15 protein-coding genes are annotated in these 16,538 nt (G+C 60.8%); 10 read left to right on the top strand and 5 right to left on the bottom strand.

What is annotated here, in order from left to right:
• Positions 1 to 517: 517 nt before the first annotated feature.
• Positions 518 to 898, bottom strand: coding sequence for a nuclear transport factor 2 family protein (locus AB8A50_RS30075; protein WP_439080079.1), 381 nt, complete (start codon positions 896 to 898; stop codon positions 518 to 520).
• Positions 899 to 1,267: 369 nt separating this feature from the next.
• Here AB8A50_RS30075 and AB8A50_RS30070 point away from each other — a divergent pair, with 369 nt between their 5' ends.
• From AB8A50_RS30070 to AB8A50_RS30045, 6 genes are all read left to right on the top strand, one after another.
• A complete protein-coding gene (locus AB8A50_RS30070; protein ID WP_439080078.1) occupies positions 1,268 to 1,801 on the top strand; it encodes a TetR/AcrR family transcriptional regulator in 534 nt (177 codons plus the stop codon).
• Positions 1,802 to 1,908: 107 nt separating this feature from the next.
• Complete coding sequence (locus AB8A50_RS30065) at positions 1,909 to 2,583, top strand: L,D-transpeptidase (RefSeq protein ID WP_439080097.1); 675 nt, start codon at positions 1,909 to 1,911, stop codon at positions 2,581 to 2,583.
• A gap of 103 nt (positions 2,584 to 2,686) precedes the next feature.
• On the top strand, positions 2,687 to 3,583 hold the full coding sequence (locus AB8A50_RS30060) for an NAD(P)-dependent oxidoreductase (RefSeq protein WP_439080077.1): 897 nt from the start codon (positions 2,687 to 2,689) through the stop codon (positions 3,581 to 3,583).
• Positions 3,583 to 4,407, top strand: coding sequence for an oxidoreductase (locus AB8A50_RS30055; protein WP_439080076.1), 825 nt, complete (start codon positions 3,583 to 3,585; stop codon positions 4,405 to 4,407). Before AB8A50_RS30060 ends, AB8A50_RS30055 begins: the two co-directional genes overlap by 1 nt.
• 51 nt (positions 4,408 to 4,458) lie before the next feature.
• Complete coding sequence (locus AB8A50_RS30050) at positions 4,459 to 5,307, top strand: alpha/beta fold hydrolase (protein ID WP_439080075.1); 849 nt, start codon at positions 4,459 to 4,461, stop codon at positions 5,305 to 5,307.
• A 61-nt stretch (positions 5,308 to 5,368) separates the two neighbouring features.
• Entirely contained in the window at positions 5,369 to 5,899 is a 531-nt protein-coding gene (locus AB8A50_RS30045; protein ID WP_439080074.1) for a VOC family protein, read from the top strand.
• Positions 5,900 to 6,055: 156 nt separating this feature from the next.
• On the opposite strand, the gene AB8A50_RS30040 is transcribed toward AB8A50_RS30045, so the two are convergent.
• Together AB8A50_RS30040 and AB8A50_RS30035 are read right to left on the bottom strand one after the other, a co-directional pair.
• Entirely contained in the window at positions 6,056 to 6,838 is a 783-nt protein-coding gene (locus AB8A50_RS30040) for a sensor histidine kinase (protein ID WP_439080073.1), read from the bottom strand.
• 61 nt (positions 6,839 to 6,899) lie between these two features.
• Positions 6,900 to 7,541 (bottom strand): response regulator transcription factor, encoded by a 642-nt coding sequence (locus tag AB8A50_RS30035; RefSeq protein WP_439080072.1) that lies wholly within the window; start codon positions 7,539 to 7,541, stop codon positions 6,900 to 6,902.
• A 328-nt stretch (positions 7,542 to 7,869) separates the two neighbouring features.
• Here AB8A50_RS30035 and AB8A50_RS30030 point away from each other — a divergent pair, with 328 nt between their 5' ends.
• Positions 7,870 to 9,177 (top strand): MATE family efflux transporter, encoded by a 1,308-nt coding sequence (locus AB8A50_RS30030; protein ID WP_439080071.1) that lies wholly within the window; start codon positions 7,870 to 7,872, stop codon positions 9,175 to 9,177.
• A 43-nt stretch (positions 9,178 to 9,220) separates the two neighbouring features.
• On the top strand, positions 9,221 to 10,195 hold the full coding sequence (gene tehA, locus AB8A50_RS30025; protein WP_439080070.1) for a dicarboxylate transporter/tellurite-resistance protein TehA: 975 nt from the start codon (positions 9,221 to 9,223) through the stop codon (positions 10,193 to 10,195).
• 4 nt (positions 10,196 to 10,199) lie between these two features.
• Here the strand turns inward: tehA and AB8A50_RS30020 are convergent, their stop codons facing one another.
• Positions 10,200 to 13,046: a winged helix-turn-helix domain-containing protein gene (locus AB8A50_RS30020; protein ID WP_439080069.1), complete on the bottom strand. Its 2,847-nt coding sequence runs from the start codon at positions 13,044 to 13,046 to the stop codon at positions 10,200 to 10,202.
• Positions 13,047 to 13,124: 78 nt separating this feature from the next.
• Between AB8A50_RS30020 and AB8A50_RS30015 the strand changes: the two genes are divergently transcribed.
• The gene (locus AB8A50_RS30015; RefSeq protein ID WP_439080068.1) at positions 13,125 to 14,003 is read left to right on the top strand and encodes a LysR substrate-binding domain-containing protein; all 879 of its coding nucleotides are present in this window, start codon (positions 13,125 to 13,127) and stop codon (positions 14,001 to 14,003) included.
• An 85-nt stretch (positions 14,004 to 14,088) separates the two neighbouring features.
• On the opposite strand, the gene AB8A50_RS30010 is transcribed toward AB8A50_RS30015, so the two are convergent.
• Entirely contained in the window at positions 14,089 to 14,925 is an 837-nt protein-coding gene (locus tag AB8A50_RS30010; protein ID WP_439080096.1) for an alpha/beta fold hydrolase, read from the bottom strand.
• Between the two features lie 385 nt (positions 14,926 to 15,310).
• Here AB8A50_RS30010 and AB8A50_RS30005 point away from each other — a divergent pair, with 385 nt between their 5' ends.
• On the top strand, positions 15,311 to 16,261 hold the full coding sequence (locus tag AB8A50_RS30005) for a Bug family tripartite tricarboxylate transporter substrate binding protein (RefSeq protein ID WP_439080067.1): 951 nt from the start codon (positions 15,311 to 15,313) through the stop codon (positions 16,259 to 16,261).
• Positions 16,262 to 16,538: the final 277 nt, after the last annotated feature.

The raw sequence follows: 16,538 nt of genomic DNA, 5'->3' as shown, positions 1-16,538 counted from the left end.
AATCAGGACGGCTGCTTTTGGCCTCTTCGGTAATCTGAGCCCTCGTTTAGAGGGTGGCTGGTGGCTTGGGCTGCTGTCGATCATCGTTTGGTCTCGCACCGATGCGGTCTGTCCATCCATACCAAGCTATGCAGAAAAACGACCATGCCATTAGCTTCCAAGAAGGCTGCAGATCGCACCACGCGGCGACGATAGGTAACGGCAGCCCAAAGACGATGGGCCGCACGACCCAACTTCGCCAGGCATTTCGTGTGTCGATCTTCAACAAGGTTCGCACTCTGACTAAAATGGTATGTCGCTTGCTACGCTCGCGTGGTTCGAAAGCTCATTTGCCCTTTGGGTGGTATGCGTGATGAGATGGTGGACGTCTGAGCGATATAGTGGCCAACATTCGAGATGATCCATAACCTCCGTTTGGCGAATGCCCAGCGGCGGGTAACTGAGCCGAGCGCGGATCACGGCACCGCCCAGCGCCGCTCCGATGGCGACGCAGGTCCGCCCCTGCGGCCAAGAGCTGTCACGCCGGCGGGTTGAGCAGCACCCAGAGGCGAACGATCCGACCAGCCTCGATCTCCGCCGCGTCGGCGCCGGTGACCGCGATAGGACCGTCCTTCGGCCCGGCGTGCCAGCGCAACACGGCGAGGCCGTGATGGCCAACGGCAGGGCCATCGGGCACAAAAGAGAAATCTGGACCGAACTGAGCCAGCAGCTTGCCAGCGACGTCCGAGATGTTGCTGCGGCCTTGCACGACGCCGGTCGGCTCGTACATCACGGGATCGGCTACGAACAGTTCGGCGATGGCAGCGTCACGCCGAGCCGCATCGCGCTCGTTGAAAACGCGTTCGAGATTGTCGCGAAGCAAGCGGTCGTAGTCCGGCATGGTCTCTATCGCTGTCATGGTGGATCCCTGGATGCGCAACGTTGAAACGCCCAATCTCGCCGTTCTATCTAGCAACTGTCAAAATGCTGAGCGAAGCGGGGGATTCACGTTGAACTTGATTCCGATGTGAATGACGTCGCGCCGACGGACGACGAGATCACCACTTTTGATGACGGCAAAGCCGACCGGCGTCCCAAGAGTAATAAGTCGCGTTTCGAGCAAAAAAGTGCGTTTAGCAACATAACATCCTAGGCTAGCCCAATTACATCGCTCTCTATTGCGTTTCGGAACCACTCGGTCTATATTGCTTGCATGATGGCTACCAATTCTCAACTACCTGTCGGCCGCCCCCGTGAGTTCGATCTCAACGAGGCGGTGAGGCGAGCAATGCAGGTCTTCTGGGATCGTGGCTATTACGATGCCTCGTTGCCCGACCTTCTTGCGGGAATGAAGCTTTCGAAGGGCAGCTTCTACAAGGCTTTTGGCGATAAGAAGTCTGTCTTCCTGCGCGCGCTCAAACTCTATACCGATGACGGCGTGCGGAACGTCCAGGAGGTTCTTCGATCGGATCCTTCGCCGAAGGCGGCAGTCCGCAACGCTCTCATACGGTACGCGGATTTGTCTTCTGGAAGCAAAGGTGTTCGCGGATGCTTCGCAGTCCTGACTGCCGCTGAGATGTTGCCGGGAGATCCAGACATCGCAGACCTGATCAAGCGTCTTTTCACTAGGCTTCAGGACCTGTTCGCAGCGACGATCGCGAAGGGGCAAGCTGCCGGCGAGATCCGGAAGCATTGCGATGCCGGGGTCATGGCGCATTTCATCGTCTCCCATGCTCAAGGCATGAGGATTCTTGGAAAAGTCGGATCGCGTCGCGACGACATGCTGAAAAATATCGATCTCCTGATGGAGACAATTCTTTAAACTGCAATTTGGAACCGAACGGTCCTTATTGCGGATAGATCGAAGGTCAGGCGACCTCAGGAGCTTCAATGTTCGACGCAACGGCGCGCATGTTTGGAATTGGTATGATGATCATAAAGGCAAGGCACTTCGCGCGCCTCTCAGGGATCGCTGTAATCACAGTCTTACTGGCGGGTTGCGCCAGCCGCAGTAGCAGCTTGGCGGAGAAGGAGATCAACACAACGCCTGCCGCCTACGCCAAGCTCATCGACGGAATTCACACCATACCGGAAGTCGATACATCCGGCATTGATGCAGCCATGTTGCGGCAACGCGTGGACTATCCGACGGATGAGCCGGCCGGAACGATCGTCGTGAATACGGCTGCTCGTCACCTCTACCTGGTGGAGGGTGACGGGAAGGCCATGCGCTACGGCATTGGAGTGGGCAAGGAGGGACTCGCCTTTGCGGGCGCTGCGACCATCAAGCGGAAGGCCGAGTGGCCGCATTGGCGACCAACGCAGAACATGATGGATCGGGAGCCGGCGCGGTATCGCCATCTCGCCAGCGGGCTGGCGGGCGGCCTCGGCAATCCCCTCGGCCCCCGTGCGCTGTACCTCTATCAGGGCGACCGGGACACGATGTTCCGTATCCATGGAACGACCGAGCCGGAGACCATCGGCAACGCCGTTTCAAGTGGATGCATTCGATTGATCAACCAGGACATCGTCGATCTCTATAGCCGGGTCAAGATCGGAAGCCGTGTCGTCGTGGTTCAGGGCGGCCGGGCGCTGAGCTCATAAGCGCGGCATCGACAGCAGAGCTTTCGTCGCAACGGCCTTGGGAAACGCGGCAGCGGCGTCGGGTTCTGAGCCCAGCACCCATCTGAGCAAAAGGAGATAGAAGATGCAGGTCGGATTTATCGGTCTTGGCAGTATGGGCTCGGCAATGGCCCTGAACCTGGTGAAGGCCGGCCATGACGTATTGGCCTGGAACCGAAGCAGCGTCATTCAGGACAGCGTTCGCGGGGTCACTCTGGTCAAACACGCGGCGAACGCTTTCGCAGCTGACGCAGTGTTCACGATGCTGTCCGACGATGCGGCCATTCGGGAGGTGATCCTGGACGCCGGTCTGCTGGCCAGCGCGCGGCCAGGCCTGACCCATGTCGTCACATCGACGATCTCGGTCGCTTTCGCGCGAGAGCTGGACGACCTGCACGACGAAGCGGGCCTTGGCTATGTATCCGCGCCGGTGCTCGGCCGACCGAGCGTCGCGACGCTTGGTCAGTTAAACATCCTGGCGGCGGGCAAGAGCAATGCAATGGCCGCGATCGAGCCGCTGCTCGCACCGCTCAGCAAAAAGGTCTGGAAGCTCGGAGAGAGCCCCGCTCGGGCGAATACGGCAAAGCTCGCCTGCAACATGATGATCGGCATGGCGATCCAGGCAATGGCCGAGGGCGTCGTGCTGACCGAGAGTGCGGGCCTAGACCGTGCGGACTTCTTCAAACTCATCCTGGGCACCCTGTTCTCGGGCCGCGCCTATGAGAGCTACAGCGCGCAGATCACCGAACGATCTTACGAGCCGGGTTTCAAAGCCGGGCTCGCGCTCAAGGATATGCGCCTGGCGACGGAGGCCTGCAACGAGATCGGACGCACGCTGCCGATGCTGGACGCCGTCCGCGAGGGCCTCAGCAAAGCCGTCTCGGCGGGCCTTGGCGAGAAGGACTGGTCGATCATGGCCGATATGACGGTTCGCGGCGGCGGCCGCGCGGCGACATCTGAAAACAACTCGGAGAAGAAGTAATGAAAACCTGGCTCATCACAGGCTGCTCAAGCGGCTTCGGTCAGCGGCTCGCGCTCGCTGCAGCCCGGCGCGGCGACCGAGTGATCGCGACGGCCCGCAATGCCCAGACCATCGAGGAGATGGCCAAGCCGTTCGGCGACCGCATGATTACCTTGCCACTCGACGTGACCGATGCGACGGCCGCCAGGGCCGCGGTCGCAAAGGCGGTCGAGACCTTCGGCGCGTTTGACGTGCTCGTGAACAATGCCGGCTACGGACTGTACGGCGCGATCGAGGAGGGCACGCCCGAGGAATATCGGCCGATGTTCGAGGTGAACGTCTTCGGTCTGATCGAAACAACCCGAGCCGCCCTGCCGATCCTGCGACGCTCGGGCGGAACGATCGTCAATATGTCGTCCGGCGCGGGCATCGCGGGCGGCGGCGGTGGTGGTTATTACAACGCTGCCAAGTTCGCCGTGGAAGGGATATCCGAAGCGCTGGCCGACGAGCTGAAGCCGTTCGGCATTCGTGTGCTGATCGTCGAACCCGGACCGTTTCGCACCGACTTCCTTGGTCGTTCGATCACGATAGCGGCCGGCGAGATGCCGGAATACGCCGCGAGCTCACGCAGGCACTATCGCGAGACCAACGACGGCAGTCAGGCCGGCGATCCCGACAAGGCTGTCGCGATGATCCTGAAGGCAGTCGACGCCGACGACGCCCCGCTGCATCTTCCGCTCGGCCCGGTCGCGCACACAATCGCCGAGCGAAAGCTGGCCGCGTTCCGCAGCGATATCGACGCTTGGCGCGACCTCACAATCGCCACCGATTTCGATCGGCCATGAGCGCTGGCGACGAGCTCCGTTTGAACGTCAACACCTGACAGGAAAGCGATCATGATCGCAACTTTGCAAGGGTTCACCCAGCAACTGGTGCCGGTGAATGGCATCAAGATCAACGCTGTCACGGGAGGCTCGGGCCCGCCGATCCTCCTGCTGCACGGCTGGCCGGAAACGTGGTGGGAATGGCACCATGTGATGCCGGGACTGGCCGAGCATTTCAGTGTGGTGGCCATGGATCTGCGCGGCGCGGGCTTTTCCGACTGCCCGCTCGACGGCTACGACAAGGCGACGATGGCGCGCGACGCGCATGACGTCATGGTTGCTCTCGGCCATGAACGCTACGCCGTCTGCGGGCATGACATCGGCGGAATGGTCGCGTTGCCCCAGGCCGCCATCTATCGGGAGGCTGTCACTCACCTGGCCGTGCTCGACGTTCCGCTTCCCGGCTGGACGGGTTGGGAGGCGACGGCCGCCGGGCTCTGGCACTTCAGCTTCCATATGAATCGGGATCTGCCCGAACGCCTGATCTATGGCCGCGAATATGATTATGTGTCGGCCTTCATGGCTGAGCGCTTCTACGATCACAGCACCTTCAATCCGGTTGACGTCGAGATCTATGCGAAAGCGATGGCGCTTCCCGGCCGCACCCGCGGCGGCATGGAGTGGTACCGCGCCTTCGCCGCCGACCATGCGGCCGCGCTCGAATACAAGAAGCAGCCGCTCGAGATACCGGTGCTTGGCCTCGGCGGAGACCACAGGTTCGGCGCGCAGATGGTGCCGATGCTCAAGGAGTTCGCTGTCCATGTGACCGGCGGCTCGATCGCGCGGTGCAGCCACTATGTCGCGGACGAGCGCCCGGACGAAGTCGCAGCTGCCCTGATCGAGTTCCTCAAGGCCCATTGAAGCTGGCGCCCCCCGCTATCGGGGGCGCGTGCCGATCAAGTCAACAACAAAGGAGAGTGTCATGACCACACCCGTCATCCGCGGGGTCAATCACATCGGCATCACGGTGCCCGACATCGAAGCAGCAAAGTCGTTCCTGTTGGAAGCTTTCGGCGGCCAGGTGATCTACCAGTCCTTCGGGCCGCAGGATCCGCCGCGGCAGGGATCCGAATTCGAGCGGGCCACTGGCGCCTTTCCCGGAACGGTCGTGCGAGCGCAGGCGATGGTCAAGATCGGAACCGGACCGGACATCGAGCTGTTCGAAATGCACGGCCCTGAACAAGCCCAGCCGGTCCGGGCGAGCGACTTCGGCATTACCCATTTCGGTGTCTACACCGACGACATCGACGCTTCGGTCGAGCGCTTCGCAAAGGCCGGAGGCACTCCGCTGACCGCGCCGCGCGCTATTCCTTATGTCACCGAGAAAGGCTCAGGAAACAAGGTCTGCTACTGCCGCATGCCATGGGGCACGACGATCGAATTCATCACCACGCCGGACCGCATGGCCTATCATGACCAGACGAATCTGCGCAGGTGGCAGGACGAGGACTGAGCAGGGCGGGAGAGGGACCCGTATCAATCGTCAGAATTCCATAACATTCGAACGGCGAATGTCGGGTGCTTGGCCAGAAGACTGCCGCTGCAGCCTGATCTTATATTATTCGCAACGTAGCGAGGCCGTCTTCCCGAATCTGGAACGGCGGCCTATTCATGCGACCGGCAGCAGGATCTGAACAGCCGTTCCCAGGCCCTCCGAGCTGCGAATGGAAAGCTGGCCGCCGTGGCGATCGGTGAAATCCTTCACCGACCAGAGGCCAAGGCCCGACCCTTTGGCAGGACCCTTGGTGGAATAATACGCTCGACAGGCATATTCGATTGCATCCGGTGACATGCCCATACCGGTGTCGGCCACCTGCAGGCCGACGAAGCTGTAGGAGCGCTCCTCACCGGGTGGTACGACCACGGTCTCTATCAGGAGTGCTCCGCCGGCGGGCATGGCATCGCGCGCATTGTTTACAAGATTGACCAGAACGTTTTCGATGTCCCGGGCCTCGCAAAGCACCTTTTTGCCATGGGCTGCGAGGCGCAGATTGACCGCGATATCATCGCCTATGGTAGCGACCAGCAGCGGCTGCAGCGATCTGACGACGTCATCGATGACCGTTGGCCGTGCCGATGAGGCGCGCTCTTTCATGCAAGATGCCAGTTCGCGCACCCGCAAATGAGCCTTGTCGGTCGACGTCAGCGCGATGTCCATCAGGTGATCGAAGTCCTTGATGCTGCCCGGGCTGATCCGGCACTGCAAAAGATTCAATACGCTGACGATCGCCTGCAACGAATTGTTGAAGTCGTGAATGACAGCGCCGACGCGGCAGTCCATCACATCCGGGCCCGATGTGATCGGGATGTCCATCAACGCTGGCAGCATGGTCAGATCGACGATGGAGGATTCCACATCGTCGATCTCGCTCTGGGCCGCATCGCGCGGCATTGTTAGGTCGGAGTGCATCATTGCACGGCCCTTTCTCGGAATAACACAAAATTGGCTTGGTTCAGTGAGCGAGTACGGACGCGCCGCTGAATTCGACCGCGCGGACCAGATCGGGCACATTCCGCACCGCCATCTTCCGCATCATGCTGCCGCGATGCAGCTTCACGGTGATTTCGCTCAGCCCCAGGACCCCCGCGATCTGCTTGTTCATCAGGCCGCGCACGACATGCCCCATCACCTGGCGCTCGCGTGCAGTCAGCCTGGCAAGCTTGGCGTCGGCCTTACGGCGGCGTGCATCTTCCGCATGCCGTTCCCTGTCCTTCTGCAAAGCCGTCCTGACGGACGACAACACCTCCGCCTCATGCAGCGGCTTCAGCAGGAAATCGACCGCGCCGGCTTTCATGCCGCGGATGGACCAGTTGATGTCGGGATGCTGGGTCATCAGGATGACCGGCAGATGAATGCCAACGGCCGGCAGGATCTCCTGGAAGTCCAAGCCGTTCGCGGTCGGAAATTCGATGCTGAGAAGGAGGCAGCAGGCCTCGGCTTCGCGCCGCGCCTGAACAAAGGCTGCGGGCGATCGATGGTTTTGTACGTCGAAGCCCGATGACTTCAGCTGGTTAGAAAGTCCGTCGGCGAGCGTCACGTCATCGTCCACGACATGGACGAGCCCCCGCAGATTGTCTTCACTCAAGCAGATCATCATCAAGTCCTCGTCATGACGCCGGTACGATCACCGGCCCGTCGTCAATGTCGGGGGATGCGCCGGAAAACACGAGTTCAGAGTTGTTAAATCGGCTTAACGGCGCACACATGACGAAAAAGCGGTGAGATATCAGTGAGCTGACACGCGCGCCTGTAAACGGCAGCGGGTGTCCCATACGCCTGTATAGGTGGAAAGCCATCCAAGACAGGCCATCCTCGCTGCGTCATCAACGACGAGGCGCTGTGGGGGGAACATGACTGACGAGAGTGTCAGCAAAGCCGCGGAATTGAACCCGCGTACACGACGGCTACTGGAGGAGTCGCTGATGTCCAACATCATTCGTCTCGCCATTCCCAATACCGTTGTCATTGCGGTGCAGGTGATGATCGGTTTGCTCGAGATTTTCTTCGTGTCGCGCCTCGGCGTCGAGGCGCTGGCGGGTGTTTCTCAAGTCTTTCCGTTAGTCTCGCTGATCGTCGGCGTGTCGCAAGGAGCCGTCGGCGGTGGCATCGTCACCTCGATCGCGCGCTGTCTCGGACGTGGCGAGGTCAAAGCCGCCAGCAATTTCGCCTGGTATGCCTTGGCACTCAGCGTGGTCTTCGGTGCGTTGACGACCGCCCTGATGATTGCCTTCGGTGGATGGTTTTACGCTTCGATGGGTGCCAAAGGCGAGCAGCTCGAGATCGCGAGCGCTTATTCTACGATTATCTTCGGGGGCGCCGGACTGATCTGGTCGTTCAATCTGCTGATGGCCTGCGTGCGCGGCACCGGCAATCTGTTCGTGCCGGTGATGGTTGTGTGTGTAGGCGCGGTCATCACAGTTCCAGTCTCACTGCTCCTGATTTATGGCGGACTGGGTTTTTCCGGCGTTGGTCCGTCGGGTGGTGCGATCGCCATGCTGCTTTATTATGCATTTGGCAGTCTCGCATACGCTTGGTATTTATGGTCGCACCGCGGCGTCCTGCGGCCCGACCATAGCCCACCGCGGTTGTCGCTGGCGCCCGCACTCAAAGTGCTGCGGATCGGCGGCATGTCGGCGATCGTTGGCAGCACGACCAATCTGACCCTCGCCATCGTCACCGCCTATGTCGGCCTTCATGGCGTGCAGGCGCTTGCCGGCTATGGCGCAGGCTCACGCCTCGAATTCCTGCTGATTCCTCTTTCCTACGGAATCGGTGGTCCGGTGGGCATCATCGTGAGCACCAATCTCGGTGCCGGCTATATCGACCGTGCCGTAAAGGCCTCTTGGCTCGGTATACTCATCGCTTTTGGTATCGCCGAGATTGTCGGTGTATCGGCTGCGCTCTTTCCGGAAACCTGGATCAGCGTGTTCAGCGGCGATCCACAGGTTGTGGCCGTGGGTAGCAGTTATCTGCGCATCGTCGGTCCGTTCTTCGGCTTTTTCGGCATGGGCTATGTTCTCTACTGCACGGGACAGGCCACCGGCCGCATGACCTTGTCCGTGCTCGGCGCGCTCGTCCGAGCCGGCGTCGCCATTCTCGGCGGCTATGTCCTGATCGTGACGGGGGCCGGTTTGCGCGCAAATTTCATCGCCGTGTCGGTCGGCATGGCCGCCTTCGGCGTGATCGCGCTTCCCGCACTGATCGGCCGCGTGGGCTACCAGACACGATGAGCACAGAACTCAGCAAATTTCTCAAATCTTCGAGGAGATGAAAATGCCCACAATTTTGAACGTCCCGGCAAGCTATTTCGGCATGGTGCTCGGACTTGCCGGCCTTGGCGGCTGCTGGCGTGTGGCGGCCCGGCTGTGGGGGCTGCCTGCGATGATCGGCGAGACGATCATCTGGATAACTGTTGCCGTGTGGGCGGTGTTGAGCCTGCTCTACATCGGGAAATGGAGCTATCGCACCAGCGACGCTGTCATGGAATTCGAGCATCCCGTGCAATGCTGCTTCATCGGGTTGATGCCGGTGTCGACAATGCTCGTTGGCATCCTACTGATTCCCTATGGTTCATTGGCTGGCGCAATCATCGGCACCATCGGCGCCGCGGGGCAGGTCACATTTGCGGTCTATCGCACAGGCGTGCTCTGGACAGGCGGGCGCGATCAGACCACGACGACTGCGGTTCTCTATCTGCCCACGGTGGCGGGAAATCTGGTGTCGGCCAATCTTGCCTCGGCGTTTCATCTGCCGGATATCGCCGCCATGTTCTTCGGTGCCGGCGTCCTGGCCTGGTTCGCGCTGGAATCCGTGCTGATGCATCGGCTCTACACGCAAGCGCCGATGGCCCCGGCACTGCGGCCGACGCTCGGCATCCAGCTCGCGCCGCCGGTGGTCGCATGCTCCGCCTATCTGGCGCTGACATCCGGCGAGCCGGATCTGCTCGCAAAAGGGCTGCTGGGCTACGGTCTGATGCAGGCCCTGATCCTTGCGCGTCTGCTGCCCTGGCTCATCCAGCAGTCCTTTACGCCGGGCTACTGGGCCTTCACCTTCGGCTTGACGGCGCTGTCCTATGACACGATGCGATTTGCCGAGCGTGGCGGGTCGCACATGTTTACAACTCTGGCGGAAGGCGTCTTCGTGATCGTCAATCTGCTGCTGGGCATCATCGTAATCGGAACTCTGATGTTGCTGGTACAGGGGCGACTGCTCCCAAGCGCCACACCCGCTGGACCGAAGACAGCCTGAGCCGTCAGAGCTGCTCCAGAAAGTCGTTCGCTTCGACGAGATCGCGGGTCTCAAATCCTTCGTCGAAGCGCGACATCACATCCGATAGCATCTCGCGCGCGTCAACGGAACGATCTGCGCTGGCCCACAAGCGAGCCTTGCTCACCGTTGTTCGCAATTCCCAGCTCAGTGCGCCCTGATGACGGGCAAGCGAGAGCGAACGGTCCAGAAGCGCTTCACGTCCGGCCACGTCGGCGAGCCGTTCGGCCTGGAGTCTGAGCAGTTCAGGCGCATACCACCGCGCATCATTGCCCTCGAGCTGTGCGAAGTCGTCAGCAGACAGGGCGTCCGGGCAGACCGTCAGCAGCAATTCACTGATGAACGGGTTTCGATGCGCCTGGCGATCGGGCTGCGGAACGTTCGTCAGGTTCCCCGACAGATGATCGAGGGCGCGGAGATAATGCGTGCCGAAGCTGCCCCAATGCGAGTAGCCATAGCTCGATGCAAGGGCGATCAGCCTCTCGGCATAATAGCGCGCCCCTTCGAAGTCGCCGATCCACATTGAGACAGGGCAGATGCCTGTCACCAGACTGTAGCAGTAAGACAGGATATGCTTCTTCTCGAGCGCATAATCGGCGGCATCTTCCGCTGCCTGCAGCGCGAGGTTCGGCTTTCCGTGCAGCCAGTAAACGCGGCTCATCAGCGAGTCGCTGGTCACCTTGGCGTCGAGCAGGATGCCTGGCCAGCCGCTCGCAATAGCGGGCTGCCTGGCTTGCATCTCCTGCGTGATAGCGCTCGCCTTTCGCTGCTCGCCAAGCCAGTGCAGCGAAAGTGCCTTCATCCGCAGGTTGGTCAGATAGTCATGCGGATTGGCGACCGGGTCGACCAGTGCCGCGTGCAGGTCGGCGATCGCGAGCGCCTTGGACTCGTCGCCAGCGATGCTGGTCGCGCGCCATAGACCCCACAGCGCGAGCAGGCGGCTGGGCGTATCCTGCAGCCGTTCCGCAATGTCCGACGCCTCGCTGAAATAGCGGATCATCTCGGACGGGCGGCCGGTCGTGTGCCAAGTTACATAGCCGAGCGAAATGCAGATTGACATGCGTTCCGGATGCAAAACCTCGTTTCGCTTGTCGAGCGCCGCCAGGGCGGTCTGCAGGCGCTTCAGATATTCGCTGGTCAGCGATAGCTGAAACCAGATCGTCGATGAACGCGCGACCAGACGAATGCCGGTAAGCTTGTCCTCCTCGGAGGCGGCGTCGGAAAATGCGAAGGCGAGTGCGGACCGCACATCATAGACATAGGCGCCGTGCGCCTTGATCCATGCATCGGCCGACTGATTGCGCCAGGCGCTATCGGCTTCCTCCACGGCCCTGAGGAGGTAGTCGAGATAGCGCTGCTTGGTCTTGTACCGAAACGGTGCGCCTTCAAGCTTGAGCGCAGCGTAGGCGCGGGTCGCGTCGAGTAGGCGATAGCGCGGCTCGGTGCCCGTATTGTCGACCGTGACCAGCGAACTAGTGACGAGGTATTGAAACACCTCGCGGAAATCACAATTTTCGCCGCAAAGCGGGGCGGCCACGGCCTGCGCGGCGCGAATCCGGAAAGCACCCTGAAAGCTCGATATGGCAGACAGGACCGATCGTTCGTCCGGACCCAGCAGCGTAAAACTCCAGTCGATCAGGGCATCGAGCGTCTGGTGTCGCGTCGGTGCGGTGCGCCGACCCTTCCAGAGCATCTTCACACGATCATCCAGCACGGCATGCAATTCCGGCAAACCGTAGGTGTCGCAGCGCGCCGCCGCCAGTTCGATCGCCAGCGGAAGACCGTCGAGTTTGCGGCAGATGTCACCGATCAGTGCGGCGTCTCCGTCTTGCAGAGGCGCAGCGGAACCGGCAGCCGCTGCGCGCTCGACGAATAGTTCCATCGCCGAGAAACGCGCAATGTCCGCGACCGTCGCCTGTTCATCGATGCGGGGGGCGTCTAGCGGACCGACGCGCAGCAGGTGCTCTCCCGCCACGCGCAGCGGTTCGCGGCTGGTCGCCAGGATATGCACATCCGGTGCGGCAGCATGGATCTGCTCGACGATCGGCGCGGTGCCTTCAATGACATGCTCGCAATTGTCGATCACGAGCAGCAGCGTCTTGTCGCGCACGAACTTCAGCAGATTTGTGGTCGGATCGTCTGACGACACCGAAAGACCGAGACTGGATGCGATCGTGCTGGTGACCAACGATGCGTCGCTAAGCGGCGACAGATCAACGAAGCAGATTGCCTCGTCGAACTTGGCGCTGAGATGCCGGCTGACGACCAACGACAACGTGGTCTTGCCGACGCCGCCGGGGCCGGCGATCGTGACGAAGCGCTTGTCATGCAGTCGTTCGAGAACCTGCTCGACGACCTGATCGCGTCCGATCAGGCGAAGGGGATAGTTCGGCGGCTTGCTGAGCTTGTCGCGATAGAAGATGTCCGGACTGGATGTCCTGCCGCCCTGGGCTGCGATCTCGCCAGAGAATTGGTAGCCGCGCCCGACGATATTCTTAATAAATTCATTGCCGAGGATCTTGCGCAGCGCGGAGATGTGAACCCGGATGACGCCATCTTCGACGTGAACATTCTTCCAGACCGCCTGTTTGAGATCGGCGACCGTGAAGACGTCATTGTTGTTCTGAACCAGGACGCACAGGATGTCGAAGGCGCGATCGCCCACGACAACCCTTTGACCCGCCTCTTCCAAAATACGGGTAGCCGGCCGCAACTGGAACGGTCCGAACTTGAAGATCCGGGATCCCGTAATTTCCGTCTTTTCCATCATGACAGACTGAAAGCGCGCAAATTCATCCCAGCCGACAGACAGCTGATACGATGCAAAATTCATGCGATCACTACCCGATCCGGGCGTATGGGGCGAATAAAATTATTTGACAGCCAGTGTTAGGGATTTTAACAGCCATGGATGTTCCGGCTTCCACCGCTTGAAACGCTGCGCGTCTTTGAGGTTGCCGGAAGGGTCGGTAGCTACTCACGCGCGGCAGCAGAACTGGGCGTCACCCATGGCGCCGTCAGCCAACGCATCGCCCAGCTCGAGACCCATCTCAATGTGCAACTGTTCCAGCGCAGGGGAAACCGGATGGCGCTGACGCCGAGCGGCGTCAGGCTGCACGCGACGGTGAGTCAGGCCCTGTCGCAGCTCGTAACGTCGATGCGCGGTCTCTCATCTGTAGCGACGGACAGCGAGATCAATGTCAGCCTGCTGCCGGTGATGGCGTCGCGCTGGCTTGTGCCAAGATTGCCGCGCTTCAATGCGATCTACCCGCGGATCTTCGTCAACGTGACGGGCAACCGCACACTCGCCAATTTCAAGACCGATGGCATCGACCTCGCGATACGCCTCGGCAACGGACACTGGAAAGGCGCGCGGTCCAAAAAACTGTTCGATGAAGACGTGTTTCCGGTCTGCAGTCCGATGTTCAATGGCGGCAAGTTGCCGAAGAAGCCGTCCGATTTTCCCGGTCTGCCGCTGCTGCTCGACCGCAATATCCCGTGGTCGCTGTGGTTTCGTGCCGCCGGGGTGAAGGTCGATCGCCGCCTTCTGGGAACGTCATTCATCGATGCCAATCTGCTGATGGATGCAGCATGCGCGGGGCAGGGCATTGCCCTCATCAGGGCCTCGGTTGCGGCGCCAGACCTGAATAGCGGTCGGCTGGTGCAACTCTCCAGCCTTCGTTACAAGCTGCCGCTGTCCCATTATGTGGTCTATCCACCTTCGGCAGAAGCCGATGACAGCGTGATGGCATTTCGGGATTGGCTGCTCGAGGAAGCGCAGCTCGTTTAGCAGCGCTAAGATGGCAGCCGCTCGAAGGAGACCAGTTCGCTGGATTGCCGATCTGCCTTCTCGCGTGTGCCTCGTCAGCGGTGCGCTATATGCGCCCCTGTATGAACGCCAGCATGTCGGCATTGATCGTCTGCGGATGCGTAGTGCACATGCCGTGCGGGAAACCCGGATAGGTCTTCAGCCTGGCGTCGTTGACCAGTTGGACCGCAAGCCGTGCGGAATCCTCGATCGGGACAATCTGATCGTCCTCGCCATGCATGAAGAATGTGGGGACAGCGATGGCTTTCAGGTCCGATGTGAAATCGGTTTCCGAAAACGCCTTGATGCAATCGTAATGAGCCTTGGCGCCGCCTTCCATGCTCTGCCGCCACCAGTTGCGCACCGTCGCTTCGGACTTCACGGCATTCGGCCGATTGAAGCCGTAGAAAGGGCCGCTCGCCACATCGAGGAAGAACTGCGCGCGATTGAGCGCCAGCGACTTTCGGAAGCCATCGAAGACGTCCATCGGAAGGCCGCCGGGATTGGCCTCAGATTGCACCATGATCGGCGGCACGGCACCGACCAAGATCGCCTTGGCAACCCGGCCTTTGCCGTGTCGTGCCACATAACGGGCGACTTCGCCGCCGCCGGTCGAGTGGCCGACATGGACGGCGTCCTTCAGGTCTAGCTCCTTGGCGAGAACCGCGACGTCGGCGGCATAGGTGTCCATGTCGTTGCCGTGATCCGTCTGGCTGGAGCGCCCGTGACCGCGCCGGTCATGCGCAATCACGCGATAGCCCTTGTCGAGAAAGAACAGCATCTGCGCATCCCAGTCATCTGACGACAGCGGCCAGCCATGATGGAAGACAATCGGCTGACCAGACCCCCAGTCTTTGAAAAATATCTGCGTACCGTCGGAGGTCTTCACGAAGCCGGTGGTCATTGGGCGGTTGCCTTTCTTGGAAGATGGGGTGCCGGTGAGTTGTGCGAAGGACGGTGTCGTCAGCGCCAGGGCGCTTGCGAGCGCCAACGAGGCGGACACGACGTCGCGACGGGTTGGGTGAATGCTGGTCAGCGTCATGATCGCCACGCTCCCGGTATGTGACTTCGTCGGCCGTGAATTCCGGCTCTTCCAGACCATGCGCCGGGGAACCAGTCCGCGACATCGCGCACAGATCTAGGCCGGCCTATACCTTGGTAGGTAGTGCATCGTCAGGTTGGGCATCGGTAAATTGCGCGCGATATACCGCGGCACTTGCAAAACAGTTTTCGCCGGCCTTAAACGTCACCGCTCGCAAGAGCCGCCAAACAACGGGTCTGGTTGCCGAATGTCGATGCGCCGCGCGCTGTTTGTCCTGCTGTCGGTTCTTTGTTTCTTCCCGCCGGCGCAGGCTGAGTTTGCCGATCGGCCCGTCCGTCTGGTGGTAGCCCTACCGGCGGGAGGATCGGTCGATGTCGTGGCCCGCATCCTAGCAGACCGGTTGCGCGACGGGCTGGGAGAAACCGTCGTTGTCGAGAACAGGGCAGGCGCTTCCGGCAACATAGCGGCGCAATCGGTGGCTACTGCGGATGCCGACGGCTACACCTTGCTGTTCACAACCTCGGCCATCACCAGCAGCACGCACCTCGCGGCAACGAGTTTCGATCCGCCGAAAGATCTCGTTGCGGTGACCCGTGTCGGGCTTTCTCCCTATGTTCTCGTCGTCCGCTCAGAATCGCCGATCACGACGCTCGATGATTTCGTGGCAAAAGCGCGGTCTGAGCCCGGCACATTTTCATGCTCGACCTATGGGGTCGGCTCGCCACCGCATCTTGCGCTTGAGATGTTGAAGCAAGCCGCGGGGCTCGACATCGTTCACATTCCCTATCGCGGTTTCAACCAGTCCTATCCCGATATCAGGTCCGGCCTTTTGACCTGTGCGATGGAGGTTCCGGCGAATGTCGCGCCGTTCGTGAAGGACGGCACGTTACGCGCGCTGGCGGTGACGACGGCAATGCCGATGACGCTGTTTGCAGGCGTGCCGACAATTGCTTCCCGCTTTCCGAATGTCGTTGTGGAAGGATGGCAGGGCGTTTTCGTGCCGGCCGCGACGCCGCAACCGATCATCGATCGGCTTAACGCGGAATTCGTCAAGGCGCTGCGGGACCCGGAGGTCATCCAGCAACTCAGGAAGCTCGGCTTCGAGCCGATAGGCGACAGCAGCGCTGACGCGGATAAAATCTTCCGCCACGACTACGTGCGTTTTGGCGCCACGATCGAATCCCTCAAAATACGCTAGGCGCCGCTCGGCCCGCATCGCTGCGTCAGCGATGACGCACTACCCTCAATGAGGGACGCACCTAACCCTCCGTATGATTTCGAGCGGGGTGAAAATGAACGACACCGGATGGCGTTTAACTCACCTCGAGGAAATCGTCATGGACTCCAAATTCGAAACGACCCCCAACCTCTACGTCGTTGCATCTGATGGCGTAGAATACGCGTACAGGAAAATGGAGAAGCAGGGAACGACACCGTTGCTGTTCCTGCAGCACTTCACCGGGACGATGGACTCC

This window comes from Tardiphaga sp. 841_E9_N1_2, from assembly GCF_051811065.1.
Lineage (GTDB): Bacteria > Pseudomonadota > Alphaproteobacteria > Rhizobiales > Xanthobacteraceae > Tardiphaga > Tardiphaga robiniae.
Note: the sequence above shows the minus strand (reverse complement) of the source record. Positions and strands in the feature narration are given on the sequence as shown.